Below are 26,422 nucleotides of genomic sequence, written 5' to 3'. Positions count from 1 at the left end.
CGTCACCGGCCGCGACAACGCCGAGCGCGCCCTGCTGATCCTGCGCGCGTTCGACGCCATGACCCGCGGCGAGAGCGCCGAACTGGTCGTCGAGCTCTGCGACCGCGCCCTCGTCAACGGCCGCCTCGCACCCGGCCTCGGCTGGACCGACACGGAGTGGAGCTTCGAGCTCCGCCTGATGCTCGGCGGTTCGTACGCCTTCTCGGACCGGCTCGACCGCGCGGAGAGCCTGTTCACGGAGGCCGTGCGGGCCTATGAGACCGCGGGCTGGAGCGGCGGGCACCTCGCCCTCTCGCACGCCTTCCTCGGCTATGTGTACCGAAGGCGCGGGCGGCTGACGGACGCCGAGCGGTCGCTGCGCGAGAGCCTGCGCCTCGCCGACCGGGTCGGCGAGGGCCTGCCGATGCACTGGGAGGCGGCGAGCATGCTCATCGACACCCTCCTGGCGCGCGGGCACGTCGAGGAAGCGGGCGCCATCGCCGAGCGGTACGGCTTCGCGCCGCCCTCCGCGTCCACCATCTACGTCCCCGACGCGCCCTCCGTCCGCGGCCGACTGCTGCTGGCACTCGGACGTACGAAGGACGGCCTCAACGAACTGGAGGCCACCGCGAAGGCGTTGACCGCGCGCGGCCAGTACAACACCGTCCTCGCACCCTGGGCATACGACCTCGCCAGGGCTCTGGCGCACGAGGATCCCAGGCGGGCGGCGCACCTGGTCTCCGACGCCCGTATGCAGGCGGAGCGGTTCGGGACGGACACGGCGATCGGTGAGGCCCTGCGGTGCGCGGCGGCCCTGGAGACGGGACCGCGCGCCGTCGCGCTGTACCGCAGGGCCGTCACCTATCTGGAGGCCTCGCCCTGCGCGTACGAACACGCCGTCGCCCGCGTCGAGTACGGCATCGCCGCGGACTCCGCGCTCGAGCTGGAGCGCGGGCTGGCCCTGGCGCGTACGTGTGGTGCGGACGGTCTCGCCGAGCGGGCACTGGACCACTTGCCGCTGGCCCGGCGCTGACCCGCGGGGGTCCGAGGGCAGGGGCTGGGGGCCGGGGACGTCAGCGGTCCGGCCGCAACCGGGCCATGACCTCCTCCGCCTCGGCCATCACCCGCTCCACCAGCTCCGCGCACGACGGCAGGTCCTCGATCAGTCCGGCGATCTGCCCCGAGGCCATCACCCCGGTCTCCGGACGGCCGTCCACCATCGCGGACTTGAGCATCATGGGCGTGTTCGCGGCGAGCAGGACCTGGCTCCACGTCAGCTCCTTGCCGTGCCGCATCGCGAGCCCGTCGCGGGCCATCCGGCGCCACCCCATGCCGGAGACCTTCCGGAACGCCGCGGCGTGCCGCACCGCACGGGCCAGCGACGAGACGCGGCCCGATCTCTCCAGGGCCGCCACCAGTTCGGTCCGCAGCATCCGGTGCGGGAGGCCGTCCACGCGCGTGGTGACCGTGACGTCCTTGACGGAGGCGGCCAGATAGCGGGCCTTGACGGCGTCCGGCACGGTCGAGTCCGAGGTGAGCAGGAAGCGGGTGCCCATGGCCACGCCCGCCGCGCCGTAGGCCAGGGCGGCGACCAGGCCGCGGCCGTCGTAGAAGCCGCCCGCCGCGACGACCGGGATGTCCACGGCGTCGACGACCTGCGGCAGCAGCACGGTCGTGGCGACCTCGCCGGTGTGCCCGCCGCCCTCGCCGCCCTGCACGATCACCGCGTCCGCGCCCCACGCGGCGACCTTCTCGGCGTGCCGGCGCGCACCGATTGAGGGGATGACCACCACGCCCGCGTCCTTCAGCTCCGCGATCAGCTCCCTGGACGGGGCCAGCGCGAAGGACGCGACCCGCACGCCTTCCTCGACGATGACCCGGACACGGTCCCGCGCGTCGCCCGCGTCGGCCCGCAGATTGACCCCGAACGGCGCGGTTGTGCGGGACTTGACCTCGCGGACGGCCGCGCGCAGCTGCCCGACCGTCATCGTGGCGGAGGCGAGGATGCCGAGCGCCCCGGCCTCGGCCGTCGCGGTGACCAGACGGGGCCCCGCCACCCAGCCCATGCCGGTCTGCACGACCGGATGCCGGACGCCGACCAGCCTGGTCAGCGGCGTCCGCAGAGCGGGCGGCGCGGGCGGCGGCTCCCGCGTCGTCACGGCCGCACCTCGCGCTCGCGCAGGCCGCGCGGGTCCACCACGTCCCGGATCAGCCGCAGCTCCTCGGCGGTGGGCTCACGGGTGTACGAGACGTCGTCGTCCTCCACGACCGGCGCGAACCCGGTGGCCTCGCGCAGCCGGCCGAGGGTGACGCCCGGGTGCAGGGACACCAGGCGCATGGCGTGATCGGGCGTCCGGAAATCGAAGACGCCCAGGTCGGAGACGACCCGGCGCAGCTCGTGGAAGCGGGTCGCGGAGGGCCCGGCCGCCGCCGCGCTGTCGTACCCCACCCCGCTGATCATGTCGACCTTCTCGACGAAGACCCGCGGCGAATGTCTCGGGATCCAGTAGCTGACCGGGTTGTTGAGCGTGTTGACCGGCCCCCCGCGTACTCCGAGAAGCTGACGTCTGGGCCGCGACCAGTCACCGATGCACGAGATGTTCTGGTTCCCGAACCGGTCGATCTGGCTCGCGCCCATCATCACGTGCCGCTTGCCACCCATGACCATCGTCAGGTGCCTGCGGTACGGGAGCCATCCCTCGGTCACTGCCGACGCGGATCCGACCGCGGGGACGTCGCCGATGAGCAGGGCCTCGCCGTCGGTGAGCAGCAGGTCGGGGGAGAACGTCAGCTTGGCGAGGCGGGCCGCGACCGACGGGACCGTGCCCATGGGCGAGGCGAGCACCTCGCCGTCGCCCCGCCAGGCCTCCGCGCAGGCGATCACGCAGTACTCGGCACGGGTGACGGCCCGCTCGGCGGTCGAGGTCATCGCTGCTCCTTGTGCCAGGCCTGGACGGCCAGGTGGTAGTCCCGTTCACTGCCGGCGAGGAAGCGGCCGCGGAACGCGGCCCAGGCCCGCGGGTCGGCCGCCGCGGTGGCGTACTCCTTCTGGAAGGGCTCGTCGCGGCCGTAGTCGGGCACGCAGGACGTGAAGTGGGCCCCCTTGGGCGTCTCGGTCACGCCCGTCACCGAGTGCCGGGAGATCAGCATGGTCTGGGGCGCGGCGTGCGCCGTGAGCTCGCCCGGGTCGACGACGCGCTCGCACGAGACGTACGCGGTGTCGGCGGCCTCGCAGAACAGGTCGTCGAAGTAGGGGTCGGGGCCCAGGTACTGGCCGTTGCCGAGGTGGTCGGCGCGGTTCATGTGCACCAGGGCCGCGTCCATGCGCAGCGCGGGCACGGCGACGAGCTCCTCCCCATCCTCGTACGGTGAAGTGACCGTCCGCAGGTGGGGGTTGACCCGCAGGACGTCGGAGCCGAGCCCCGCGCGGATCGGCAGGAACGGCAGCCGCTGGGCGCCCGCGGTGAGGCCCTGCATGAACATCGCCTCGTCCAGCTCGACGAGTTCGAAGGCGCCGCGTTCGCGCGCCGCGCGGAAGTGCGGCTCCAGGGGGATCGAGTCGAGCGTCGTGAAGGCGGTGACGAGCTTGCGGATCCGGCCGGCCGCGGCGAGCAGCCCGACGTCCGGGCCGCCGTACGAGACGACGGTCAGGTCCGTGACGTCGGAGCGCAGCAGTGCGCGCACCAGCGCCATCGGCTTGCGGCGCGATCCCCAGCCGCCGATGCCGAGCGTCATCCCGCTCGCCAGGCGCCCCACGATCTCGTCGGGCGTCATCCTCTTGTGGCTCCCGCTGCCGGTGGCGCCGTCCGCCCCGCCGCTGGTCCTGTCGCTCATGACCCGCCCTCCCCTTGCGTGCCGAAGTCCTCACGGATGCGGTCGGCCAGGCCGCTGAGGTTCGCCTCGAAGGTGAAGCCCTGCTCGAAGCGGTAGCTGCGGTGCACGTCGACGGGGTCGATGCCGTTGATCGCGGCCTTGGCGAAGCGCAGCAGCGTGCCGTCCTTGCGGGCTATCTCCCGCGCCAACTCCAGCGCCGCATCGAACAGTTCCGCGCGCGGGACGACCCGCCAGACGGAGCCGTGCGCATGCAGCTCGGCGGCGGTCGCGGTCCGCGAGGTGTAGTACAGGGTGCGCATCAGATGCTGCGGCACGAGACGGGCCAGGTGCGTGGCCGCGCCGAGCGCCCCCCGGTCCAGCTCGGGCAGGCCGAAGGTGGCGTCCTCACTCGCCACGATCGCGTCCGCGTTCCCCACGAGGCCTATCCCGCCGCCCAGGCAGAAGCCGTGGACGGCGGCCACGACGGGGACCTCGCACTCGTACACCGCGGAAAACGCTTCGTAGCACCCGCGGTTGGCGCCGATCAGTGCGGTGTGGCCGGTGTCGTGCCGCAGCTCCTTGATGTCCACGCCCGCGTTGAACCCGCGGCCCTCGGCGGTCAGGACGACGCAGCGGTTCTCGGGGGCGCGCCCGGCGGCGCGCACCGCCTCCGCCAGCTCGTACCAGCCCCGGACGGGCACGGCGTTGACGGGCGGATAGTCGACGGTGACGACGGCCACGCCCTTCTCGGGGGCGGAGGTGGAGACAGACATCAGAGGATCCGCTACCTTTCGACCACACGCCTTCAACCAAACATTTGTTAGTTGGAAAGGTAGCAGCGATGACTGACACACGACAGGTGGTCGTCGTCACCGGCGGTACCCGCGGCGTCGGCGCCGGTATCGCCCGGAGCTTCCTGGCCACTGGGGCGCGGGTCGTCGTCTGCGCCCGTAGGCCGCCGCACGAACCCGTCGAAGCGGCGGGCGCCGCCGCCGAGTTCAGGCCCCTCGACCTGCGCGACGCGGACGCGGCCCGTACCTTCTTCGGCCAAGTGGCCGCGGACCACGGATCGGTGGACGCCGTGGTCAACAACGCCGGGGGCACGCCGTTCGGGCTGCTCGCCGAAACCTCCCCGGCCCGCCAGGCCAGGATCGTCGAACTCAACCTCCTCGCGCCGCTGTACGCCTCGCTCGCCGCCCGGGAGGTGATGCGCGGCCAGGAGGCCGGTGGCAGTATCACGATGATCGGAAGTGTCAGCGGGACCCGGCCCTCGCCCGGCAGCGGTGCGTACGGCGCCGCGAAGGCGGGCCTGGAGAACCTCGCGGGGACCATGGCGGTCGAGTGGGCCCCGGACGTCCGCGTCAACACGGTCGTCCTCGGCCTCGCCCGCACCGAGAGCGCCGCACTCCACTACGGCGATGAGGAAGGCATCGACCGGGTCGCCCGCACCGTCCCGCTGGGCCGCCTGGCCGACCCCTCCGACGTCGGCGACGCCTGCGTGTTCCTCGCCTCCGACCGCGCCCGGTACATCAGCGGGGCCGCGCTCCGGCTGCACGGCGGCGGGGAACGCCCTGCCTTCCTCGCGGCGGCGACCGCCAACCACGGCACGCATCCGAGCCACTGAACACACCCGAGCCACTGACCACACCCGAGGAGTTCCGTCATGACGTCAGCTGCCAAGTCCCGGCTCTGTGAGGGCCGCGTCGTGATCGTCACCGGTGCGGGCCGCGGGCTCGGCCGGGCGCACGCGCGCGCGTACGCCGCCGAAGGCGCCCGGGTCGTCGTCAACGACCTCGGCGTGGGGCCCGACGGTTCGGGGGAGTCCGGCGGCCCCGCCCACACCGTCGTGGCGGAGATCCGGGCGGCGGGCGGCGAAGCCGTCGCGCACGGCGGTGACATCGCCACGTCCGAGGGCGCCGCCTCACTGGTGCGGGCCGCCCTCGACACGTACGGCCGCCTCGACACCCTCGTCAACAACGCGGGCTTCCTGCGTGACCGGATGCTCGTGAACCTCGACGAGGACGACTGGGACGCCGTGCTGCGCGTCCACCTCAAGGGGCACTTCCTCCCCCTCAAGCACGCGGGCGCGCACTGGCGGGCCGAGGCGAAGGCGGGTCGTGCCCCGCACGCCTGCGTGGTCAACACCAGCTCCGGAGCGGGGCTTTCGGGCAGCGTGGGGCAGGGCAGCTACAGCGCCGCAAAGGCCGGAATCCTCGGCCTGACGATGGTGGCCGCCGCCGAACTGGGCGCCTACGGAGTACGGGTGAACGCCATCGCGCCCGCCGCCCGCACCCGTATGACCGAGCAGACCTTCGCCGACACCATGGCTGCTCCCGAGGACGGCGGTTTCGACGCGATGGCCCCGGAGAACGTCTCCCCGCTCGTGGTCTGGCTCGGCTCCACCGCCTCCGCCGGAGTCACGGGCCGGGTCTTCGAGGCGGAGGCGGGCCGCATCACGGTCATGGAGGGCTGGCGGCCGGGCCCGGCGGCCGACAAGGGCGCCCGCTGGGCCCCGGCGGAGGCGGGGGAGGCGGCCCGAAAACTCCTCGCGGACGCGGAGACGCCCCAGCCGGTGTACGGGGCGCGCCAGTAGGGGTTCCGCCCGCCGGGGTCCTCGACCTACCGTGTCGCCGCACGCCGTGCCCGTGCCGGGTCCACCTGCTCCAGCATGCTCCAGCCGGTCCAGCCCCGTTCCGTCAGCAGCTCGATCAGCCGACGGGCCGCCGGCAGGGTGGCGAACACATAGGTGTCGAGAAGCTGGGCGAACCGTGGCTCGATGCCGGTGTCGTCGACGTAGAGATCGCCCTGCTCCTCGGCCACCCGGGAGATGTAGGCGGCCAGCCTGTCGGCCAGCGCGACCAGTCTCGGGTCGTCCTCGGCGTGGTCGAGAGCCGCGCTCAAGGTGAGGTAGAAGTCGACGACCTGCGGGTCGGCGAGCTGCTCCCGTTTGCGGGCCATCCACTCCGGGACCCGCTCGGGTGAACGCGCGGCCAGCGGGATCCAGCCGTCGCGCTCGACCCGGACGATCCGTTCGTCGACCCCGAGCGCCCGCAGCCGGCCGAGGTACTCGACCACCTCCCCGGGCAGCGCCAGGCTCTCCCCGGCGGTGAGGCGGGCGATCCGCTCGCGGTGGTGCTGCCGCTCCCGGATCTCCGCCCGCAGCCGCTTGTCGATGTCGGCGACCGCCGCGGCGAACTCCTCCTCGTCGGCACGCAGCAGCTCCCGCACGCGTGCCAGGGGGACCCCGGCCTCGGCGAGGGTCCGGATCTTGAGCAACTCGACCACGGCGTCCGCGCCGTACCTCCGGTAGCCGGAATGGTCCCGTTCCGGCTCCGGCAGCAGCCCCTTGGAGTGGTAGTGCCGCACCGCGCGCACCGTCACTCCGGTGCACGACGCCAGTTCGCCGATGGTCAGCATGAATCAAGTCTCCAACGAGTCGCCCGGTCCTCCGATCCTCCGGTCGTCCGATCCGGTCGTCCGATCCTCCGGTCATCCGGTCCTCCGGCTCCTCTAGTGCGCGCCGCGGGTCCGGTAGAGCCTTCGCGACCAGAAGTAGCCGGTCAGCCCGATCACCGCGCACCAGCCGATGGCCCGGAGCACGTCCGAACCGTCGGGCGCCCCGGCAAGCAGAGCGCGGAAAGCGTTCATGACCGGCGTGAACGGCTGGTACTCGGCGAACCACCGCAGCCCGGTCGGCATCGACTCGACCGGCACGAACCCGCTGCCCACGAACGGCAGCATGATGAAGATCATCGGCCAGTTGCTCGCGGCCTCCGGATTCGGGCTGACCAGCCCCAGTGCCACGGTGAACCAGGTCATGGCGAACGACAGCAGCGCGAGCAGGCCGATCAGGCCCAGCCACTGCGCCGGGGATGCGGCGCTCTCCAGACCGAGCGGAAACGCCACACCGAAGACCGCCGCGAGGGCCAGCGCCGTCTGGACCATCGCGCCCAGCACATGGCCGGTGAGCACCGAGACCTTGGCGATGGCCATGGTCCGGAACCGGTCGATGATCCCGCCCGTCATGTTGGTGGCGACCGAGACCGCGGTGCTGACGGACACGCTCGCCACCGCCATCACCAGGATCCCGGGAGTGATGAACACCAGGTAGTCGCCGCGGTCGCCCGCCGGAGCCCCGGACAGACCGGCGCCCATGGTGGCGCCGAAGACGTAGACGAACAGCAGCAGGAACAGCAGCGGCAGGCCGATCAGCATCAGCGTCTGCGACGGGTACCGGGCCATGTGTTTCAGGTTGCGGCGCAGCATGGTCGCCGAGTCGCGGACGGCGTACGTCGCGGTGTTCATGCCGGTACCTCCTCGGGAGAGCCCTCGACGGTGGAGCGGTCGGTGAGGGCCAGGAACACGTCGTCCAGGTCCGGGGTGTGCACGGCGAGCCCGGTGACCGCGTCGTCGTCGATCCCGGCCAACAGCCTTCGCAGCGTGGTGAGGCTGCCGTCGTGCGGCAGGGTCAGGGTGAGTGCCGCGGCGTTCATGTCCGCCCCGGGGAACCGGTGCGCCAGCTCGGCAAGACGTGCGCCGTCGGCGGCGTGCAGCTCGACATGGCCGCCGGGGACCAGCCGCTTCAGCTCGGCGGCGGTGCCCTCGGCGACCAGTCGGCCCCCGTCGAGGACGCCGATCCGGTCGGCGAGCTGGTCGGCCTCCTCCAGGTACTGGGTGGTGAGGAAGACGGTCACCCCGTCGGCCACCAACTCCCGCACGATGTCCCACAGGTCGCGGCGGCTGCGCGGGTCGAGGCCGGTGGTCGGTTCGTCGAGGAAGATCAGCCGTGGCCCGCCGACGAGGGTCATGGCCAGGTCAAGGCGCCGCTTCATGCCGCCGGAGTACGTGGCCGCACGTCGGTCGGCGGCATCGGCCAGGCGGAACCGCTCCAGCAACCGCTCCGTCACATCCTTCGCGCGGCGCCGGTCGAGATGGCCGAGGTCGGCCATCAGCCGCAGGTTCTCCCGCCCGGTCAGCAACCCGTCCACGGAGGAGAACTGCCCGGTCACACCGATCGACGCCCGCACCCGGTCTGCCTCGCGGCGTGTGTCGTACCCGGCGACCCGGGCCTCACCGGCGTCCGCGGGCAGCAAGGTGGACAGGATCCGGACTGTCGTGGTCTTGCCGGCCCCGTTGGGTCCGAGCAGGGCGTAGACGGTGCCGGTGGGGACGGTCAGGTCGACTTCGGCGACCACCGTGTGGTCACCGTACGACTTGCGCACTCCCGTGACCTCGATCGCATGGGTTCTCGTCGTCATGCCGACCATGCTGGGAGGTTGTCCCTGCGTCAGGGTCAACTGCCGGGGCCGCGCGGGCCCGCACCGCCCGCAGTTCCGGGGCAGCCGCGCCGTCCAAGGCCCTTTTCACCCCTCTGACCTGGTGCGTTAGGGTATCGACGCCCCATTGTTCCGCCGAGGAGACCTCGCCATGCCCGCGCGCACCGTCCTGATCCTCCAGCACGTCGAGGTCGAGAAGCCCGGCCTGATCCTGGACGCGCTGGACGGCAGCGGTCTCCACGTCGACGTACGGAATCTGCTCGACGCTCCCGCTCCGGATGCCTGTGCGGACGCCCTGCCGCCCGTCTCGGAGCTGGCGGGCCTCGTCGTGATGGGCGGCCCCATGAACGCCGACGACCTGGCGGGCCACCCGGCGCTCAAGCTGGAGCGGGACCTCCTGGCCGACGCGCTGCGGGCCGGCGTTCCGACGCTGGGCGTGTGTCTCGGTGCCCAACTGCTCGCCCGCGCCCAGGGCCTGGCCGTCCGCACGGGCGCCGAGCTCGGCCGCGCCGGTGAGATCGGCTGGGCCCCGCTGCACGACGTGGACCGGGACGATCCCGTCGTCGGCCCGCTGGCCGACTCTCCCGCGGTGCTCCACTGGCACGGCGACCGCATCGTGCCCGCCGAAGGGGCCCGTGTGCTCGCCCGCACCGCCACGACCGAGTGCCAGGCCTTCCGGGCCGGACCGGTGGCCTGGGGCCTCCAGTTCCACCTGGAGGTCACCCCGGAGCTCCTGGACGACTGGCTCGCCGAGCCGTCCTTCGCCACGGAGGCGGCCGAGGCCCTCGGCCCCGGAGCCGAGGCCCGCCTGCGCGCCGACGCCCGCACCGTCGCCCCGGCACTGCGCCCCCTGGCCGAACGCGGCCTGGCACACCTGCGGTCCCTCTTCATGGAACGCGCCGGGCTTTAGAGTCCGTCTCTGCACCGTCGTCGGCCTCCTCCGCCAGCACCCGCTGCGCCACCGCGAACGCCGAGTTGGCCGCGGGCACCCCGCAGTACACCGCCGTCTGCAGCAGAACCGCGCCGATCTCCTGCGGCGTGAGCCCGATCCTGCGGGCGGCGCGGACGTGCAGGGCGAGTTCGTCGAGGTGGCCGTGGGCGACCAGTGCGGTCATCGTGATCATGCTGCGTTCGCGGCGTGCCAGCGTGGGGTCGGTCCAGATCTCGCCCCACGCGTAGCGGGAGATGAACTCCTGGAAGCGCGCCGTGAACGCCGTCGTGTTCGCCTGGGCGCGGTCGACATGGGCGTCCCCGAGCACCGCACGCCGCACGGCCGTGCCGCTCCTCGGTGCGTCGTCGGCGAAGTGGGAGCGCAGCGCGGTCGCCACGGCCTCGGGGCGTTCGGCGGGCGCCAGGTGGGAGGCGCCCGCCAGCTCCACGAGGGCCGCGCCCGGCACGGCGTCGACGATCTCCCGCGCGTGGGCGGGCGGTGTCGCCGGGTCCTCGCGCCCGGCGACGACCAGCGTCGGCACCTCGATCGACGCCAGCACGTCCCGCATGTCGTACGCGGCCAGGGCGTCGCAGCACGCGGCGTACGCCCCGGGATCGACCGCCCGGTGGTCCGCGACCAGCGCGGGCACCGTGAAACCGGGCGTGAACCAGCGCTGCGGAGCCGACTCCGCGAGCCCCGCCAGACCCTCGCGGCGCACCAGCGCGGCCCGCTCCCGCCACGGTCCGGCGCCGCCGAAGTGGGCCGAGGAGCAGACCACGGCGAGGCTCGCAAGCCGCTCGGGATGCCGGGCCGCCAACTCCAGGCCCACGGCGCCGCCGAGCGAGACCCCGGCGTACGCGAAGCGGTCGATGTCGAGTGAGTCGGCGAGGGTCAGGACGAGGTCCGCCAGTTCGGCGACGGTCGCGCCGGGGCCGATCAGGTCGGCGGGGGAGCCGCCGTGGCCGGGGAGGTCCCAGCGCACGACGCGGTGGGCGCCGCGCAGTTCGGGCACGACGGCGTCCCACAGGGACAGGGAGGCGCCCAGGGACGGGCCGAGGAGGAGCGGGGGAGCGGTGGTGGCGCCCTCGACGGTGTGGTGCGGCAGCCTGCCGCTCGGTGCGGTGGTCAAGGTCGCTCCAGCGCGCGGTCGGTCAGGACACCGGCGTAACCGGTGTACTGGGTGGGGTCGGTGAGGCGGTCGGTCATCTCGGTGGGATCGACGTTCTCCAAGCCCGGCTCGTCGGCGAGGAGTTCTTTGAGGGCCTCCGCGAGCGTCCGGCCCTCGGCGTGAGTCCGGCGGGCCGCCCGGGTCAGCAGCTCCTTGGCGCGGGCACGGCCGAGCGGTGGCGCGAGCTCGGCGGCCAGCCGCTCGGAGACGATCAACCCGCCGGTCAGTCCCAGGTGTTCACGCATCACCTCCGGATGCACACGCAGGCCCTCGGCGAGCTCGGCCGCGTCCCGGGCCGCGCCGCCCGCCAGCCGCAGCAGGTCGCGCAGCGGCTCCCATTCGGCGTGCCAGGCACCGGCGGGCCGCTCGTCCTCGGCGGCCAGCGAGCCGTACAGGATCGCCGCGAGGGCGGGCGCGCGGCGCGCGGCGGCGGCGATGAGCGTCGCGCGCACGGGATTGGCCTTGTGCGGCATGGCGGACGAGCCCCCGCCCGAGCCCTCGGAGACCTCCGCGATCTCGGTGCGGGAGAGGACGAGCACATCGGCCGCGGTCTTGCCGAGGGCGCCGACGGTGAAGGCGAGGGCGGAGCCGAGGTCGGTGACCGGGGTGCGGAGCGTGTGCCAGGGCAATGGAGGCGCCTGCAGAGCCAGTTCGCGAGCGAAGGCGGAGACGAGGGCTCCCGCGGCGTCCGGCACCGGCCCCTCACCCGTGCACCCTCCCTCCCCGTACACCCCGAACGAAGCCAACGTCCCGGCCGCGCCCCCCAGTTGCACGGGCAGCCCGCCGCGCACGGCCGCCACCCGGTCCCGCGCGTCGAGGACCAGCGACCGCCACCCCGCCGCCTTCAGGCCGAACGTCGTCGGCACCGCGTGCTGTGTCAGCGTGCGGCCCGGCATCACCGTGTCCCGGTGGTCGCGGGCGAGGCGGGCCAACGCCCGCTCCGTGCGCCCCAGGTCGGCGAGGATCAGCTCCAGCGTCCGCACGGACACCAGCATCAGCGCCGTATCCAGGATGTCCTGACTCGTCGCGCCACGGTGGACGTACGGCGCCGCCTCGGCCGGTACGGCCGCCGTCAACTCCGCCACCAGCGGGATCACCGGATTTCCGCCCTCCCGCGCGCGGAGCGCGATGTCCCGCGCGTCGTACCGGCCGAGGTCCGCCGCGGCCGCCGTCACCGCCGTCGCGGCGTGCCGGGGCGCCAGTCCCACGGCGGCCTGCGCACGGGTCAGCGCGGCCTCGGCGGCCAGCAGGGCTTCGAGGAACGCGGTGTCCGACGTCGCGTCGGCGGCGGGGGAGCCCGCCCAGCCCGGGGAGAGCAGGCCGCTCACGGGGCCTCCGGCGGAAATTCCAGGAAGACCGTCTCGCCGGCCCCTTGCAGTCGGATGTCGAACCGGTACGTGCGCGGCGCCTCGCTCCGGGCGACGAGCGTCGCGCGCCGCTCCTCGTCCAACGAGGCGAGCAGCGCGTCGCCGGGCTCGTCCACCAGGTACGCGCGCGTGTACAGATGATGAAGCAGACCACGCGCGAAGACGGCGATCGAGACGTACGAGACGCCGCCCGGCGGCAGCGTCCGTAGGGCCCAGTGGCCGTCCGCGTCGGTCGGGACCCGGCCGAACCCGGTGAACGCGACGCCGTCACGCCCCACGACGCGTCCCGTGACGGGATCATGTCGCAGGGACCCGGGCGCGCCCGTGCGCGAACAGTCCGGCGCGGGCTGCCACGTCTCGATCAGGGCGTCGGGCACGGGCTGACCTGCGCCGTCCAGCACGTACCCGTGCAGAGTGATCGTGTCCGGGTCCCCGACGGGCGCCACCTCGCCGCCGCGCGGGAAGGGCAGCGCGTACCCGTAGAACGGGCCGACGGTCTGGGAGGGCGTGGGGGCGTACGACGCCGTGGAGGGGGCGGCCCTGGGGTGCGGTGGTGTCGGGGTGTGCGTCATCGGCGCGGTTCGGCCTCCTCGAAGAGCGTCGCGGACGGGCCGTCCAGGACGATGTCCCAGCGGTGGCCGAGCGACCACTCGGGAACGGACAGGGTGTGGTCGTAGGCGCAGACGAGGCGCTGCCTGGCCGACTCGTCGGTCACCGAGCGCAGCACCGGGTCGTACGGGAAGAGGGGGTCCCCGGGGAAGTACATCTGGGTCACCAGGCGTTGTGCGAACGCCGTGCCGAAGAGTGAGAAGTGCAGGTGCGCGGGCCGCCACGCGTTGACGTGGTTGAGCCATGGGTAGGCGCCCGGCTTGATGGTGGTGAAGGAGTACGCGCCGTCGTCGTCGGTGAGGCAGCGCCCGAAGCCCGTGAAGTTCGGGTCGAGCGGCGCGGGGTGCCGGTCCACCTGGTGCGCGTACCGGCCCGAGGCGTTGGCCTGCCACAACTCGACCAGCTGGCCGCGCACGGGCCGCCCTCTGCGGTCCAGGACCCGGCCGCTCACGGTGATGCGCTCGCCGAGCGGCTCCCCCGGGTGCTGCCGCGTCAGATCGCTGTCCAACGGGCCCACATCGGTGACGCCGAACGCGGGCCCGCTCAGCTCCACGGCCTCCGGGTCGCGCAGCGGGATCAGCGGCCGCTTGGGGTGGCGCAGATGGCTGCTGCGGTAGGGCGGGTAGTCGCGGGGCGGATGGTGCGAGCCGCCCGCCACGGCCTGTGCCCGCGCTTGGGCCTTCGCCTTCGCCTGTGCCTTGGCGATCTCGGCGTCCATCGCGTCCTGGCTGAATCCGGCGGGCAGCGGTTCGGTGGTGTCGGTGTCGGTGACGGGGTCGGTGTCGGTGTCGGTGGGGAGGGACATTCTCGGGCCTCCTCGGCTCTTCACGTTGGGGCGCGGGTTCAGGGTGCGAAGCCCGTGGTGACGCGGACTTCGGCCGCGGTTCTGGCGGTGATCTCCTCGGCGGAGACACCCGGCGCCGACTCGACGAGCTCAAGACCGTCGCCCGTCACGTCGAGCACACCCAGGTCGGTGATGATCCGGTCCACGCATCCCTTGCCGGTGAGCGGCAACGCGCACTCCTCGACGATCTTCGGTGTGCCGTCCTTGGCGGTGTGCGTCATGACGACGACGACCGTCCGCGCGCCGTGCACGAGGTCCATCGCCCCGCCGATACCGGTGATCATCTTGCCGGGGATCGCCCAGTTGGCGAGGTCCCCGCGCGCGGAGACCTGCATCGCGCCCAGTACGGCGACGTCGATGTGACCGCCCCGGATCATCCCGAAGGAGAGCGCCGAGTCGAAGAAGGAGGCACCGGGCAGCACGGTCACCGTCTCCTTGCCCGCGTTGATCAGATCCGGGTCGACATCCGCCTCGGTGGGGTAGGGGCCCACGCCGAGGATGCCGTTCTCGGACTCGAGGACCACTTCCACGCCCGGTGGCAGGTGGTTGGGGATCAGTGTGGGCAGCCCGATGCCGAGGTTCACGTACTGTCCGTCCCGGAGTTCGCGCGCGGCGCGGGCGGCCATCTCCTCCCGGGTCCAGGCCATCAGCGTGCCACCGTCCCGGTCGCCGTCGCAGGGGCAGGAGGAACTGGAGCAGGCGTCGAGACGGTGCGCCGTTCGATGCCCTTGTCGGCGGCCTGCTCAGGGGTGAGCGCCACCACCCGCTGCACGAAGATCCCCGGCAGATGCACCGCGTCCGGTTCGATCGCACCCGGCTCCACCAGCTCCTCCACCTCCGCGACGGTCACGCGTCCGGCCATCGCCGCGAGCGGGTTGAAGTTGCGGGCGGACTTGGCGAACACGAGGTTCCCGTGCCGGTCGCCGCGGGCCGCGCGCACCAGGGCGTAGTCGGTACGGATACCGCGCTCCAGGACGTACGGGATGCCGTCGAACTCCCGTACCTCCTTGGCCGGGGACGCGACGGCGACCCCGCCCTCACCGTCGTAGCGCCAGGGGATCCCGCCCTCGGCGACCTGCGTGCCGACCCCGGCGGGGGTGTAGAACGCGGGGATGCCCGTGCCGCCCGCCCGCAGCCGCTCGGCGAGCGTGCCCTGCGGAATCATCTCGACCTCCAGTTCGCCGCCCAGGTACTGCCGCGCGAACTCCTTGTTGGCGCCGATGTAGGAGCCCGTCACGCGGGCGATGCGGCCCGCCGCCAGGAGTACCGCGAGGCCCGAGTCCATCGCCCCGCAGTTGTTGGACACGACCTCCAGGCCCGAGACCCCGGCCCGGTGCAGCGCCCGTATCAGTTCGTTCGGCACGCCGCTCAGGCCGAAGCCGCCGACCGCCACCGACGCGCCGTCCCGTACGTCGGCCACCGCGTCGGCAGCCGTGGCCACCACCTTGTCCATCCGTGTGCCCCCCTCTCGCCCCGCCGATTAATCAGGGCACTGACTATCCCGGCGAGGATAGGAGCACGCCCAACTACCTGACAAGACCCGCATAGTGCGGAGTTCCGGACGCGTACTGTTCAGTGCACCGACTACCCCGACTACCCCGACTACACCGACTACACCGACTACTGTGTCCGACGACCGAGCAGCTGCGGACCGGGCACCTGCGAAATCAGTCGGGGACCCAATCCGGCGGAGCGGAGGAACTCATGGCCGCGGTGGACCTCGCCACTCACCCCGGGCATCTGGCCCGGCGGCTGCAGCAGGCGCACCACCTCCTGTGGAACGCGATGGTGTCCGAGGAGATCACTTCGCCGCAGTACGCCGTCCTCAACGCCCTGGTCGCCGAACCCGGCCTCGACCAGCGCACCGTGGGGCAGCGGGTGGGCCTCGACCGGTCCACCATCGCGGAGGTCGTCGCCCGGCTGATCCGCCGCGGACTGCTCGACAAGGTCCGCGACCCGCGGGACGGCCGCCGCTTCCTGCTGCGCCTCACCGACGACGGCCTGCGCACGCACCGCAGGCTGACCGTGCGGACCGCCCGGATGAACCAGGTCCTCCTCGCGCCGCTCTCCGCCGAGGAGCGGTCCGTCTTCCTCGAACTGATCCAGCGGGTCGCGGACGCCGCGGAGGATCTGCGCAACCCCGTGGAACCGGTCGAGGCGACCGCGGCGACCACAGCGGCCGTCGTGGACTGACGCGGCTCACCCCTTCGCGTACACGACCCACACCTGCCCCTTCGCGAACGGCAGCGGCTTGCCGTCGGCCGTCGTGAAATCGGTGCCGCTCTCGGCCGACGGGCGCCTCCACCGGCCCTTGTAGGCGCGCCCGTCGCGCAGCACGCTCACATCGCCCTCGCCGACCGTCTCGGTGAACGGCGAGACGCTGCCCGCACGGTCGTGGAAGCGGGACGGCCGCACCTTCACGTACTGCACGACGACCGTCGACGGCCCGAGGGCCTTGCCGTCGGACGTCCGTGCCGCCCGCCCGTCCATCGCGACGCGCCAACGCCCCTCGTACTCCACCCAGTCGAAGGTGAAGCGGGCCGCGGGGAAGCGGACCGTCCGCCGGGTCTGCGGTGTGCCGCCGTCCGGGCGCGGCCCGAACCGGAAGCCGGTGCTCTCCAGAGCGCCCGCGCGCGGGGTGGCCTTCAAGGCGTCCGGGCGTACGAAGAGGTTGTGCGGCGCGACCCGCCCGCTGCCCCGGTAGTAGGCGTCGCCGGGCGCCTTGCCGGGCGGCAGCGCCCGCACCGGAGCGCCCGCGATCAGCGGAAGGAGCTTGGACTGGGCCCCGGAGAACGCGAGCGTGGGCCGGTCGTCGAACTGGCGCAGGAGTTCGAGATCCGTCTCGCGCGCACTGCGTACGGGACCGACGGCGGCCGGCAGCCGGGACGCGAACACCGCCATCAGACGGCTGAGCCCCGCCTCCACCTGCTCGACGTACACGACGTCCGCCGCGTCGATGCCGGTCTGCGGCCGGGCCGGGCCCACGTTGTCGATCTTCACGGCGAGTACGCCGCCTCTCCCCGGCCCCGGCGTGTCTCCGTCCGCCCCGGAGGGCTCAATCGTGCAGCCGGACACGAGGGCGGCGACGGCGATCGCCACCGCCGCCCCGGCCGCCCGTGTACGTGTCCGCGTCCGTGTCCGCCGTCTCATGCGGGAGTCCTACCCCATTTGCGCGGGGTCGTGGCCGCGTCAGCCGAGATCGAGGGCGTTCCGCAGGCCGAGCCGGTAGCGGGTGCGGTCGTGGCGCTTGAGGATCTCCAGCTCCGGGACCCGGTACAACGGCGTCACCGTGCACGGCTTCTGGCCCGAACCGGCCCGCTCAAGGAGAGCGTTGACCGCCTGGCGGGCGGCGGCGTTGGCGCCCTCCATCGTCGCGAGGTCGATGTCCACGGAGACGTAGTCACCGGCGAGGAAGAGGTTCGGGATCTTCGTGGCGGCCGACGGGCGGTTGTGGAACGTGCCGACGGGGTGGATGAGCAGCTGGTCCTCGTTGGTGGGGTGCGGCGTGCCGAGCCCGTCCACACCCGGGTCGAGGAACCACGAGTGCAGTTTGCTGTCGCTCAGGACCGTCTTCCCGGTGTCGTTGAGGGCGGCCTTGAGCTGTGCCCACACTTCCTTGGCGACCTCGTCGCGGGTGCACTGCTTGGCGGTCTTGCCGTACAGGATCCCCGGCTTGTCCCACTCGGAGATGTCCACCGACAGGCAGTCGACCGCGACGCCGTCGCCGTAGTCGGCCGGGAAGTCACGCTCGGGCCAGTGTCCGGCCTGCGCGATGCCGGTGAGCGACCAGGGCGAGTCGATGAGGTTGAAGTGGCCCTTCACGACCGCCGGACGCTCCGCCAGGTAGAACTGGATGCCCGTCATCCAGTCCGTCTCCAGCTTGTCGCAGCGCGCCAACTGCGGGTCGGCTGCCTTCAGTTGAGCGCTCCACGTACGGCGCGCGTGCTCCACCGGCATGGCCTGGACGTAATGGTCGGCGGTGATGTCGCGCCGTACGCCCTCGGGGTCCTCGATGACGGTCTTGGTGATGCGGCCACCGTCGAAGCCCAGCTCCCGCACGCTCCAGCCGATCCGGAACTCCACGCCCAGCGCACGGAGATGGGATACCCACGGATCGATCCACGCCTCGTTGGTCGGTGCGTTGAGGATGCGGTCGGGCGGGCCGTCCGCGCCCTGGCCGAGCGCGTTGAGGACGAAGGCCTCGCCGAGCGTGCCGACGGTGCGGGTGCTGGCCTCCTCGGCCTTCGTCGCCACGATGTTCCGGGTCACGCCGATGACGAGGATGCGCTGGTAGTCCTTGGACATCTTCGCGGCGCGGGTGAACTCCCACCAGGGCGTCGACTCCCAGTCGTCCTCGCGGCGCTCGTCACAGCTGGTGAGGAAGACCAGGGCGCGGTTGACGAAGTACGCGGCCTCGTGGGCCGGCAGGTTGAACGCGGTGTCGAGCAGCGCGGCGAGCGCCCGCCGGATGTCGTCGAGCGTGAGCTTCTCCGGCTCGCTGCCCGGCCAGGGGATCGGCATCCTGATGTCCTCGCGGCCGGTGCGGGCGAACATCATCTCGCGCGGGGCGACGAGGTTGTCCCAGACGCCGTTGGCGTTCCCGGGGAAGGGAATGCGGCGCATCGTGTCCGGGAGGTTGTGGTAGATGCCCGGGATGAAGCGGAAGCCGTGCTCGCCGGGCAGCGGCTTCCTGCCGCCTCTCGCGCTGTCCGGTACGTCCATGCTGCGGGCCTTGCCGCCGAGCGCCCGGCGTTCGTAGACGGTGACGGCGAAGCCGCGCTCGGCCAGTTCATGGGCGGCGGTCAGCCCCGCGACACCGCCGCCGAGCACCGCGACGGAGGGCTTCGCCCGCGGCGCGTCCGCTGCGCCCGGTACGGCCGCCGCGGCGGGCAGCGCCCCCGCTCCCAGCGCCCCCGCTCCCAGCGCCGCCGCCCCGCCGACCGCCGCGGCCCCCGCGACGAACCGCCGCCGCGTACTTCCCTCGGCTTCCCCGAGCTCCGTGCCCCGCCGCCCCATGTCCCGCCCCATGTCCGCCCCCATTACCGTCGGTAACTGACGTGTCAGGCGCAGGAGCCTACGGTGACGGCCGGTGGGGTGGAAGGTGCGCGGGGGCCCGGCCGAACATTGGCGCGATTGCGGTGCTTGCGGGGGCGGGCGGGGCGTGTGTGGGAGCCAGGGGTGCGCGAGGCGAAGGTGCGGACGTCCCACGCCCGCCGCTCACCCGCCGAAACCGAGGCCCCGGGTAGCTCAGCCACCGGCCCCGGCATCGAGCCCCCGGGTACGCCGCTCAGCCACCGGACCCGAACACGTCCGCCAGAGGGTTGCGGACCGGTTGCTCCAGCTGGGCGTACGTGCAGCTCTCCGGGGTCCGGTCGTCGCGCCACCGGCGAAACGCGGCCGTGTGCCGGAAGCGGCGCCCGCCCTCCATATGGTCGTACGCCACCTCGCAGACCCGCTCCGGGCGCAACGGCATCCAGGAGAGGTCCTTCTTGCCCGACCAGCGGCTCGGGGCGCCGGGCATGCGGGCCGTCTCGTGGGCCGTCTCGTCCGTCCAGGCGGCCCACGGGTGCCCGGCCGCGGACTCCATCCGCAGCGGCTCCAGCTCGTCGACGAGTTCGGCGCGACGCTTCATCGAGAACGCCGCGCACACGCCCACGTGCTGCAGGGCGCCCTCGTCGTCGTACAGGCCGAGCAGCAGCGAACCGACGACGGGGCCGCTCTTGTGGAAGCGGTAGCCCGCGACCACGCAGTCCGCGGTGCGCTCATGCTTGATCTTGAACATCAGGCGTTCGTTCTGGCGGTAGCGCAGGTCCAGCGGCTTGGCGATGACACCGTCGAGTCCCGCCCCCTCGAACTGCTCGAACCACACCTGCGCCGTCTCGGGGTCCGTGGTCGCCGGTGCCAGATGGACGGGTGGCGTGACGCCGGAAAGCGCCTGTACGAGGAGGGCGCGCCGGTCGGCCAGGCCGACGTCGAGCAGCGCCTCGTCCGCGAGGGCGAGGAGGTCGAACGCCACGAACGAGGCGGGCGTGCGGTCGGCCAGCGTCGTCACCCGGGAAGCGGCGGGATGGATCCGCTCGGTGAGCGCGTCGAAGTCGAGGTGCCCGTCCCGGACGATCACGATCTCACCGTCCACCACGCACCGCTTGGGCAGACGCTCCCGCAGGGCCGTCACCAGCTCGGGAAAATAGCGGGTCAGCGGCTTCCCGGTGCGGCTGCCGATCTCGACCTCCTCGCCGTCGCGGAAGACGATCGCGCGGAACCCGTCCCACTTCGCCTCGTACTGCATGCCCGGCGGAATCTTCGCCACGGGCTTGGCGAGCATGGGCTTCACGGGCGGCATCACCGGCAGGTCCATGGCTCGATTCTGCTCCGTGCTGCGGCGTATCGCCCGGTGTGCGGCAAATGCCCGACCCGCCTAGCCTGGCTCGCATGGGTGCAGCCAACGGCAAGAGCGCGGCCGTGCAGATCGACACGGGGGAGCGGGAGGTGCGGCTCTCCAGTCCGGACCGGGTCGTCTTTCCCGAGCGGGGGTTCACCAAGCTGGACCTCGCCCAGTACTTCGTGGCCGTCGGACCCGGCATCCTGCGCGCGCTCAGGAACCGCCCCACCACGCTGCAGCGCTATCCGGACGGGGCGGCCGGTGAGTTCTTCTACCAGAAGCGCGTCCCGAAGAACCATCCCGACTGGATCCCCACCGCCACCATCGTCTTCCCTAGTGGCCGCACCGCCGACGAGATGTGCCCCACGGAGCTGGCCGCCGTCATCTGGGCCGCCCAGTACAACACCCTCACCTTTCACCCCTGGCCGGTGCGGCGCGACGACCTCGACCACCCCGACGAGCTCCGCATCGACCTCGACCCGCAGCCCGGCACGGACTACGCGGACGCGGTGCGGGCCGCGCACGAACTCCGTGCCGTACTGGACGAGTTCGGCGGCCTGGTGGGCTGGCCCAAGACCTCCGGCGGCCGTGGCCTGCACGTCTTCGTGCCCATCGAGCCGCGCTGGACCTTCACCCAGGTGCGGCGGGCCGCGATCGCCTGCGGGCGGGAGCTCGAACGGCGGATGCCGGACGCGGTCACCACGGCGTGGTGGAAGGAGGAGCGCGGTGCCAAGATCTTCGTGGACTACAACCAGACCGCCCGGGACCGCACGATCGCCTCCGCCTACTCGGTACGCGCCCGCCCGCACGCCCCCGTATCGGCACCGCTGCGCTGGGACGAGGTGGACGACGCGGCCCCGGAGGACTTCGACCTCGCGACCATGCCGACCCGCTTCGCCGAGGTCGGCGACGTCCACGCGGCCATGGACGAACGGGCGTACTCCCTGGAGGCACTCCTCGAACTGGCCACCAAGGACGAGAAGGACCATGGGCTCGGCGACCTGCCGTACCCCCCGGAGTACCCGAAGATGCCGGGCGAGCCGAAGCGGGTACAGCCGAGCCGGGCGAAGCGCGGGGACTGACCCGGTGCGCTCCGCCCGGCCCGGCCCGGGGACTGGACCAGAGATCCCCTACAGCTCCTTGATCCGCACGTCCCGGTACGAGATCACATCGGTGACCCCGTGCACCTGGAGCCCGAGGTAGCCGGACGAGTACCGCCGCCCGTCCGTGCCCGGGTCGTCGGCGCGCGGGGGCGTGAAGACCTGGCCGCCCGTGTTGTCGAACTCGTTGATCAGGGTGCCGTTGCGGTAGACCGAGTAGTGCTGGTCCACCACGCGGATCTCGTAGTCGTTCCAGGTGCCCTTCGGGGTGACGCCCGCGCCGGCGAAACCCACCCGGTCGAAGCCGTAGACCGACCCCGTCTTGTACATGTCGCCGTCAGGCTTGTCGAGCGCCTGGATCTCGTGCCCGTACTTGATGGCGACCCACTCCGGACGCGATTCCTCCGGGTGGTCGTGGACCTGCGGGAAGCGCACGAACACACCGCCGTTGGCGTTGCCGTTGCCCGGCGCGTTGTCCCGCCACTGGAGCTTCAGCGAGAAGTCGCCGTACTTGCGCTGCGGGTACCAGAGCATGCCCATGCCCTCGACGGTGGTGCTGCTGGTGATCGAGCCGTCGGGGTTCAGGCCGAACTTGCCGCCGCCGACCTGCTCCCACTTGTTCAGGGAGGCCTGGGTGCCGTCGAAGATCTTGCGGTAGCCCTCCGTCTGGCCGGGCTTGCCGATGCCGGACTGCTTGGCGGCGCGGTTGATCTTGTTGTACTCGCGCTGGTCGATCTCACCCGCCCTGAGGAGCTTGTCCGTCACGCTCTTGACGTGCTTGAGGAAGAGCGCCTGCGACGTCCACTCCTTCTCGTCCTCGATCAGCTCGCCGACCCGGCAACGGTTGTTGGTGACCCGGTTCGGGATGCCGGTGTCGACCGTTCCCACGAAGACCGTCAGCCGTTCGTCGAACTCGGGGCAGTTGGGCGCGGGCACGCCGCCCCCGTCGGTGACGGTGAAGGAGACCGTCCTGGCCCCGGCGGTGTTGCCCGCCTTGTCGCTCGCCCGGTACGCCACGCTGTGGCGCCCCGCGCGGTCGACGACGACCGGCGCCCCGTACGCGAGGTAGGGGCCGCCGTCGAGTGAGTACTCCACCTTGTCGACGCCCGAGTCGGCGTCCGTGGCGGTGACCGTCACCTTGGCCCTGCCGAGGTAGGCGCCGTCCGAGTTCCTTTCGCCCTCGACCTTCGCCGAGGTCTCCGGAGGTGTCTTGTCCTGCACGGGCGGTGCGACCACCGTGAACTCGACGGACTTCTCGGCCGCCTGGTTGCCGGCCTTGTCGGCGGCGCGGTAGCGGACCTTGTGGGCGCCCGTCTCGTGCACCATGACCGGCGCGGTGTACGCGGTCCAGGCGCCGTCGCCGATCGCGTACTCGATCTTGTTGACGCCGGAACCGGTGTCCGACGCGGTCACCGTGACCGTCGCCATCCCGACGTACTGACCCTGGTCGTTCTTCTCACCGGTCACCGTGGCGGACGTCTCCGGCGGCGTCCTGTCGTCCGTCGGCGGCGCGACGACCGTGAAGTCCACGGACTTCTCCGCCGAGACGTTGCCCGCCCTGTCGGTGGCCCGGTAGCGGACCTTGTGCGTGCCGACCCGGTCGACGACGACCGGCGCGGTGTACGGCTGCCAGGCGCCGTCCGCCCCGAGGGCGTACTCGATCCTGTCGACGCCCGAGCCCTCGTCCGTCGCGGTCACCGCGACCGCCGCCGAACCGACGTACGCGCCATCGGAGTTGGTGGATCCCTCGACCTTCGCCGAGGCCTCCGGAGCCGTGGTGTCCTGGCCGCCGCCCGCGGTCACGACCAGGATTCCCTGCATCGAGCCGTGGCCGGGGATGGTGCAGTGGTAGCGGTAGCGGCCCGGGGTGAGTGTCACCTCGGCGGTGTGCTTGCCGCCCTGGTCGTCATTGGGGTTGGCCAGGATGTTCAGCGTGACGTCGTTGTTGTACTCCGGGTCGGAGGTGTCGAACGTCAGCGTGTGCGGCATGCCCGTCGTGTTGCCGGTCGCCTCGCTGTTCTCGAAGACGATCGTCGCCGGGCCCGCCACCGCCGTGGTGGGCGCCGACCGGTACTTGGCGATGTCGTTGTCGGCGGACCAGGTGAGGGTCTGCGCCGCGGCCGGAGCGGTGTCGTCGGGGCGCGCCACGGCCGCCGTCGACGTCAGGCCGAGCACCATCAGGAGCGAGGCGAACAGCGCTGTGTACAGTCTCCGCCCGCGCCGGGACCTCGTCGTGTGGGAACGCATCATCCCGCCTTCCTCGCCAGGTCGTCGGCGGCCGGGGTCGCCGCGCCGCCCTTGTACGTCACGCGCCACAGCGCCGACTTGGCGTCCGAGGTGAAGAAGCCCCTGCCGTAGTCGAGGACGTACAGCGAGCCGTCCGGCGCGAACTTCCAGTCCATGAGGTTCTTGATGCCGTCGTTGCCGATCGGAATGATCTTCTTCAGCGATTCGGCGTGCACGGGCAGGCCGCCGCTGCCGGCCGTCTTCGGGTCCATGAGCACCGCGTGCCGCGGCTGGTCGGCGTCGTAGAAGTCACCGACGAACCACTTGCCGTCCCAGTACGAGGGCCACTTGTCGACGCCGGCGTTGGCCGCGTCGTAGCGGTAGACCGGGCCGTTCATGGTCGCCTGGCCGCCGCCCTTGAGCCACGGCAGGAGGATCTTCTGCTCCTCCGTCCTGTAGCTCGGCACGCCCTTCGCGTCGCGCGGGTAGTCGACGCCGCCGCCCTGCGGCGAGTACCAGATGTTGTTCGGCTCGGCCGGCGGGATGTTCACCAGGCCGTCGTTGTTGGGCGACTCGTTCTTGAGGTTCTCGCAGTCGTACCAGCCGAGCGGCTTCGTCGGGTCCGGCAGATTGCGGTCGCGGTAGGGCTGGTTGTTGCCCATGCAGTACGGCCAGCCGCGGTTGGAGGCGTGGGTGATCGCGGCGAACGTGTCGTACTTCGCCGGGCCCCAGGTCGTCGACGGCGCACCGGCGTCCGGGCCGACCCAGCCCGCGTACAGCGTGTCCGTCTTCTTGTCGATGCTGATGCGCGCCGGGTTCCTGACGCCCATCACGTAGATCTCGCCGCGCGTCTTGCCGCCGCCCTCGTCCTGCTCCTTGCCGGTGAAGAGGTTCCCTTCGGGGAGCGTGTACGTCCCGTCGGGCTCGGGGTGGATGCGCAGGATCTTGCCGTTGAGGTTGTTGGTGTTGCCCGCGGTACGGCGCGCGTCGGCGAAGGAGACGCCCTTGAAGTTCGGCTGCGGGTTGTTGCCCGAGTAGCCGTCGCTGAATCCGGAGGAGTTGTTGTCACCGGTCGCGATGTACAGGTTGTTCTTGGAGTCCCAGGCCATCCCGCCGCCCGCGTGGCAGCAACTGTGGATCTGCACCGGCCACTTGAGCAGCACCTTCTCGCTGTCCATGGCCAGCTTGTCCGTGCTCCGGTCGAGCGTGAAGCGGGAGACGTAGCGCTCGGCCATGTGCGTCTCGCGGTTGATCCTGGAGTGCGGCGTGTAGTGCAGGTACACCCAGCCGTTCTGCTCGAACTTCGGGTCGAGCTCGATGCCGAGCAGGCCCTCCTCGACCTTGGTCAGCTCATCGCCGCCGCCCTTGTTGCCGAAGACGGTCAGCGCGCCCGCGAGCGTCGACTTCTTGGTCTTCGGGTCGTAGACGTGGATCTCGCCCGTGCCCTTGCCGACGTCCGGACTGTTCCAGTCGGTGACGACCGGCTGCGAGGAGTCGGCGCCGCCGCGGCCGATGTAGAGGACCTTGCCGTCGGGCGCGGTGACCAGCCCGTGCGGCTCGCCGATCTGGTCGTTCCTGCCCGGCTGGTTGGGCTGGGTGAGGCGCTCCGCCTTGTAGTTGGCGTTGATCGTCGCCTTGCAGTCGGCGCGCGCGAGGCGGGTGGTCCAGAGCAGGGCGCCCCGCAGATGGCTGCGGAAGTCCGCCTCGTCGTAGGAGGCCGCGGTGCCGCCCATGCCCGTGTAGAAGGAGCGGCCGCCGTCGTAGTCGCGGCACCAGGACACCGGGTGGTCCGCGCCGTTCTTGCCGGTGCCGGGCTGGTACGTCGACTCCCGTACGCGGGCGACCGTGTGCACGTCGCCGGAGGGGTTCTTCGTCCAGTTCAGCCACCGGTCGGGGCGCTTCCACTGGAGCGGCAGGTCCTTGGTGGCCGGATTCTCCCGGTCGCCCACCTCGACGGTCGCCCGCTGCACGTTCGTCGGTCCCGCGTCCGACGGCCGGGCGCCGACGAGTCCGGTGAACCAGTTCGAGTACGGCTCGGCGCGGGCCGCGTCGTGGATGCCGAGGAAGCCGCCGCCGGCCTCCATATAGGCCTCAAGACCCGCCTCCTGCTCGGGGTCGAGGATGTCGCCGCCGCCGGTCAGGAACGCCACGGCGTTGAACTTGCCGAGCTTGCGCTCGTTGGTGAAGACGGCCGGGTCGTCCGTCGCCTCAATGGTGAATCGCTGCGCTGCCGGGCCGGATTGGCCGATCTTCTCGATGGCCTCGATGCCGGCGTCGACGACGGGGGACTCGTCGCCGCCCGCCGCCGAACCGTGGAAGACCAGCACCTTCACGTTGGCCCCGCCGGGCGGCGAGGGAAGGGACATCGTTGTCAACGGCGGTTCCGGGTAGGGCTGCGCGGACGCGGCCTGCGCGGAGAGCGCCCCGGTGACCAGGGCTCCCGAGGCCAGCGCGGCGGCCCAGGCCCGCCGCGAACGGTTCGGTCCCGGTCGCGTTCTGCTCAACCCTCGTACGGTCAAGGGCCCTTGATGCGGTATGAGCCGCATGAGTACACCCACCCCTCGTCGGTCACAGCAACAGCGCCGACGAAGCTAGACCTCTTTTCGCAACTCGCCAATAGGTATCACCGCGATAGCACCAACTTTGTCCTGAGTGTGGATAAACAAAGATCCGGCCGATACCGTGTGGCCGTCCCCGGGGCCTTCGACGCCCCGTCAGTCTCCCTAC

General features: G+C 72.0%; 23 protein-coding genes and 1 pseudogene. 6 read left to right on the top strand and 18 right to left on the bottom strand.

Annotated elements, in window-relative coordinates:
- Positions 1–1,012: pseudogene (locus tag ACFVYR_RS02125) on the top strand (ATP-binding protein); the annotation flags it as partial.
- Between the two features lie 40 nt (positions 1,013–1,052).
- Here ACFVYR_RS02125 and ACFVYR_RS02120 read toward each other — a convergent pair.
- From ACFVYR_RS02120 to ACFVYR_RS02105, 4 genes are read right to left on the bottom strand one after another with little or no spacing between them, the layout of a single operon-like run.
- Positions 1,053–2,102, bottom strand: a complete 1,050-nt coding sequence (locus tag ACFVYR_RS02120) for an NAD(P)H-dependent flavin oxidoreductase (protein WP_384248007.1) — start codon at positions 2,100–2,102, stop codon at positions 1,053–1,055.
- Positions 2,103–2,134: 32 nt separating this feature from the next.
- Positions 2,135–2,908, bottom strand: a complete 774-nt coding sequence (locus ACFVYR_RS02115) for a CoA-transferase subunit beta (protein ID WP_384247662.1) — start codon at positions 2,906–2,908, stop codon at positions 2,135–2,137.
- Complete coding sequence (locus ACFVYR_RS02110; RefSeq protein ID WP_384247660.1) at positions 2,905–3,813, bottom strand: CoA transferase subunit A; 909 nt, start codon at positions 3,811–3,813, stop codon at positions 2,905–2,907. The genes ACFVYR_RS02115 and ACFVYR_RS02110 overlap by 4 nt, the downstream gene beginning before the upstream one ends.
- On the bottom strand, positions 3,810–4,565 hold the full coding sequence (locus ACFVYR_RS02105) for an enoyl-CoA hydratase family protein (RefSeq protein ID WP_384247659.1): 756 nt from the start codon (positions 4,563–4,565) through the stop codon (positions 3,810–3,812). The genes ACFVYR_RS02110 and ACFVYR_RS02105 overlap by 4 nt, the downstream gene beginning before the upstream one ends.
- Positions 4,566–4,633: 68 nt before the next feature.
- On the opposite strand from ACFVYR_RS02105, the gene ACFVYR_RS02100 reads away from it, so the two are divergent.
- Complete coding sequence (locus tag ACFVYR_RS02100) at positions 4,634–5,416, top strand: SDR family oxidoreductase (protein WP_384247657.1); 783 nt, start codon at positions 4,634–4,636, stop codon at positions 5,414–5,416.
- A 39-nt stretch (positions 5,417–5,455) separates the two neighbouring features.
- The gene (locus ACFVYR_RS02095; protein WP_384247655.1) at positions 5,456–6,385 is read left to right on the top strand and encodes an SDR family oxidoreductase; all 930 of its coding nucleotides are present in this window, start codon (positions 5,456–5,458) and stop codon (positions 6,383–6,385) included.
- A 26-nt stretch (positions 6,386–6,411) separates the two neighbouring features.
- Here ACFVYR_RS02095 and ACFVYR_RS02090 read toward each other — a convergent pair whose 3' ends face one another.
- The 3 genes from ACFVYR_RS02090 to ACFVYR_RS02080 all read right to left on the bottom strand — a co-directional run bounded on the left by ACFVYR_RS02090 (position 6,412) and on the right by ACFVYR_RS02080 (position 9,050).
- Positions 6,412–7,209 (bottom strand): MerR family transcriptional regulator, encoded by a 798-nt coding sequence (locus ACFVYR_RS02090; RefSeq protein ID WP_384247654.1) that lies wholly within the window; start codon positions 7,207–7,209, stop codon positions 6,412–6,414.
- 93 nt (positions 7,210–7,302) lie between these two features.
- The gene (locus ACFVYR_RS02085; protein WP_384247652.1) at positions 7,303–8,097 is read right to left on the bottom strand and encodes an ABC transporter permease; all 795 of its coding nucleotides are present in this window, start codon (positions 8,095–8,097) and stop codon (positions 7,303–7,305) included.
- The gene (locus tag ACFVYR_RS02080; protein ID WP_384247651.1) at positions 8,094–9,050 is read right to left on the bottom strand and encodes an ATP-binding cassette domain-containing protein; all 957 of its coding nucleotides are present in this window, start codon (positions 9,048–9,050) and stop codon (positions 8,094–8,096) included. The genes ACFVYR_RS02085 and ACFVYR_RS02080 overlap by 4 nt, the downstream gene beginning before the upstream one ends.
- A gap of 169 nt (positions 9,051–9,219) precedes the next feature.
- Between ACFVYR_RS02080 and ACFVYR_RS02075 the strand changes: the two genes are divergently transcribed.
- Positions 9,220–9,978 (top strand): type 1 glutamine amidotransferase, encoded by a 759-nt coding sequence (locus tag ACFVYR_RS02075; RefSeq protein WP_384247650.1) that lies wholly within the window; start codon positions 9,220–9,222, stop codon positions 9,976–9,978.
- On the opposite strand, the gene pcaD is transcribed toward ACFVYR_RS02075, so the two are convergent.
- The 6 genes from pcaD to ACFVYR_RS02045 form a co-directional block, all read right to left on the bottom strand.
- Positions 9,956–11,128: a 3-oxoadipate enol-lactonase gene (gene pcaD / locus ACFVYR_RS02070; RefSeq protein ID WP_384247648.1), complete on the bottom strand. Its 1,173-nt coding sequence runs from the start codon at positions 11,126–11,128 to the stop codon at positions 9,956–9,958. The genes ACFVYR_RS02075 and pcaD overlap by 23 nt on opposite strands.
- Entirely contained in the window at positions 11,125–12,495 is a 1,371-nt protein-coding gene (gene pcaB / locus ACFVYR_RS02065) for a 3-carboxy-cis,cis-muconate cycloisomerase (protein ID WP_384247647.1), read from the bottom strand. The genes pcaD and pcaB overlap by 4 nt, the downstream gene beginning before the upstream one ends.
- On the bottom strand, positions 12,492–13,106 hold the full coding sequence (pcaG, locus tag ACFVYR_RS02060) for a protocatechuate 3,4-dioxygenase subunit alpha (RefSeq protein WP_384247646.1): 615 nt from the start codon (positions 13,104–13,106) through the stop codon (positions 12,492–12,494). The genes pcaB and pcaG overlap by 4 nt, the downstream gene beginning before the upstream one ends.
- Positions 13,103–13,861, bottom strand: a complete 759-nt coding sequence (gene pcaH / locus ACFVYR_RS02055; RefSeq protein WP_384248005.1) for a protocatechuate 3,4-dioxygenase subunit beta — start codon at positions 13,859–13,861, stop codon at positions 13,103–13,105. Before pcaH ends, pcaG begins: the two co-directional genes overlap by 4 nt.
- 125 nt (positions 13,862–13,986) lie before the next feature.
- Positions 13,987–14,634 carry a CoA transferase subunit B gene (locus tag ACFVYR_RS02050; RefSeq protein ID WP_384247644.1) on the bottom strand — a complete coding sequence of 216 codons (648 nt, stop codon included), beginning with the start codon at positions 14,632–14,634 and terminating at the stop codon, positions 13,987–13,989.
- The gene (locus tag ACFVYR_RS02045) at positions 14,634–15,440 is read right to left on the bottom strand and encodes a CoA transferase subunit A (RefSeq protein WP_384247642.1); all 807 of its coding nucleotides are present in this window, start codon (positions 15,438–15,440) and stop codon (positions 14,634–14,636) included. Before ACFVYR_RS02045 ends, ACFVYR_RS02050 begins: the two co-directional genes overlap by 1 nt.
- Positions 15,441–15,691: 251 nt before the next feature.
- On the opposite strand from ACFVYR_RS02045, the gene ACFVYR_RS02040 reads away from it, so the two are divergent.
- A complete protein-coding gene (locus ACFVYR_RS02040; RefSeq protein WP_384247640.1) occupies positions 15,692–16,180 on the top strand; it encodes a MarR family winged helix-turn-helix transcriptional regulator in 489 nt (162 codons plus the stop codon).
- Positions 16,181–16,186: 6 nt separating this feature from the next.
- On the opposite strand, the gene ACFVYR_RS02035 is transcribed toward ACFVYR_RS02040, so the two are convergent.
- The 3 genes from ACFVYR_RS02035 to ACFVYR_RS02025 form a co-directional block, all read right to left on the bottom strand.
- Positions 16,187–17,137, bottom strand: a complete 951-nt coding sequence (locus ACFVYR_RS02035; protein ID WP_384247639.1) for a DUF3048 domain-containing protein — start codon at positions 17,135–17,137, stop codon at positions 16,187–16,189.
- A 39-nt stretch (positions 17,138–17,176) separates the two neighbouring features.
- Positions 17,177–19,015 (bottom strand): FAD-dependent oxidoreductase, encoded by a 1,839-nt coding sequence (locus tag ACFVYR_RS02030; protein WP_384247637.1) that lies wholly within the window; start codon positions 19,013–19,015, stop codon positions 17,177–17,179.
- Positions 19,016–19,274: 259 nt separating this feature from the next.
- The gene (locus tag ACFVYR_RS02025; protein ID WP_384247635.1) at positions 19,275–20,345 is read right to left on the bottom strand and encodes an ATP-dependent DNA ligase; all 1,071 of its coding nucleotides are present in this window, start codon (positions 20,343–20,345) and stop codon (positions 19,275–19,277) included.
- 74 nt (positions 20,346–20,419) lie between these two features.
- Between ACFVYR_RS02025 and ligD the strand changes: the two genes are divergently transcribed.
- Positions 20,420–21,451 (top strand): non-homologous end-joining DNA ligase, encoded by a 1,032-nt coding sequence (ligD, locus tag ACFVYR_RS02020; RefSeq protein ID WP_384247634.1) that lies wholly within the window; start codon positions 20,420–20,422, stop codon positions 21,449–21,451.
- Between the two features lie 48 nt (positions 21,452–21,499).
- Here ligD and ACFVYR_RS02015 read toward each other — a convergent pair whose 3' ends face one another.
- Both ACFVYR_RS02015 and ACFVYR_RS02010 read right to left on the bottom strand, forming a co-directional pair.
- A complete protein-coding gene (locus ACFVYR_RS02015; RefSeq protein WP_384247632.1) occupies positions 21,500–23,719 on the bottom strand; it encodes an OmpL47-type beta-barrel domain-containing protein in 2,220 nt (739 codons plus the stop codon).
- Entirely contained in the window at positions 23,716–26,241 is a 2,526-nt protein-coding gene (locus ACFVYR_RS02010; RefSeq protein ID WP_384247631.1) for a ThuA domain-containing protein, read from the bottom strand. The genes ACFVYR_RS02015 and ACFVYR_RS02010 overlap by 4 nt, the downstream gene beginning before the upstream one ends.
- Positions 26,242–26,422: the final 181 nt, after the last annotated feature.

It is taken from the genome of Streptomyces sp. NPDC058284 (genome assembly GCF_042881135.1).
Classification (GTDB): Bacteria; Actinomycetota; Actinomycetes; order Streptomycetales; family Streptomycetaceae; genus Streptomyces.
This window is presented reverse-complemented; position numbering and strand designations above follow the sequence as displayed.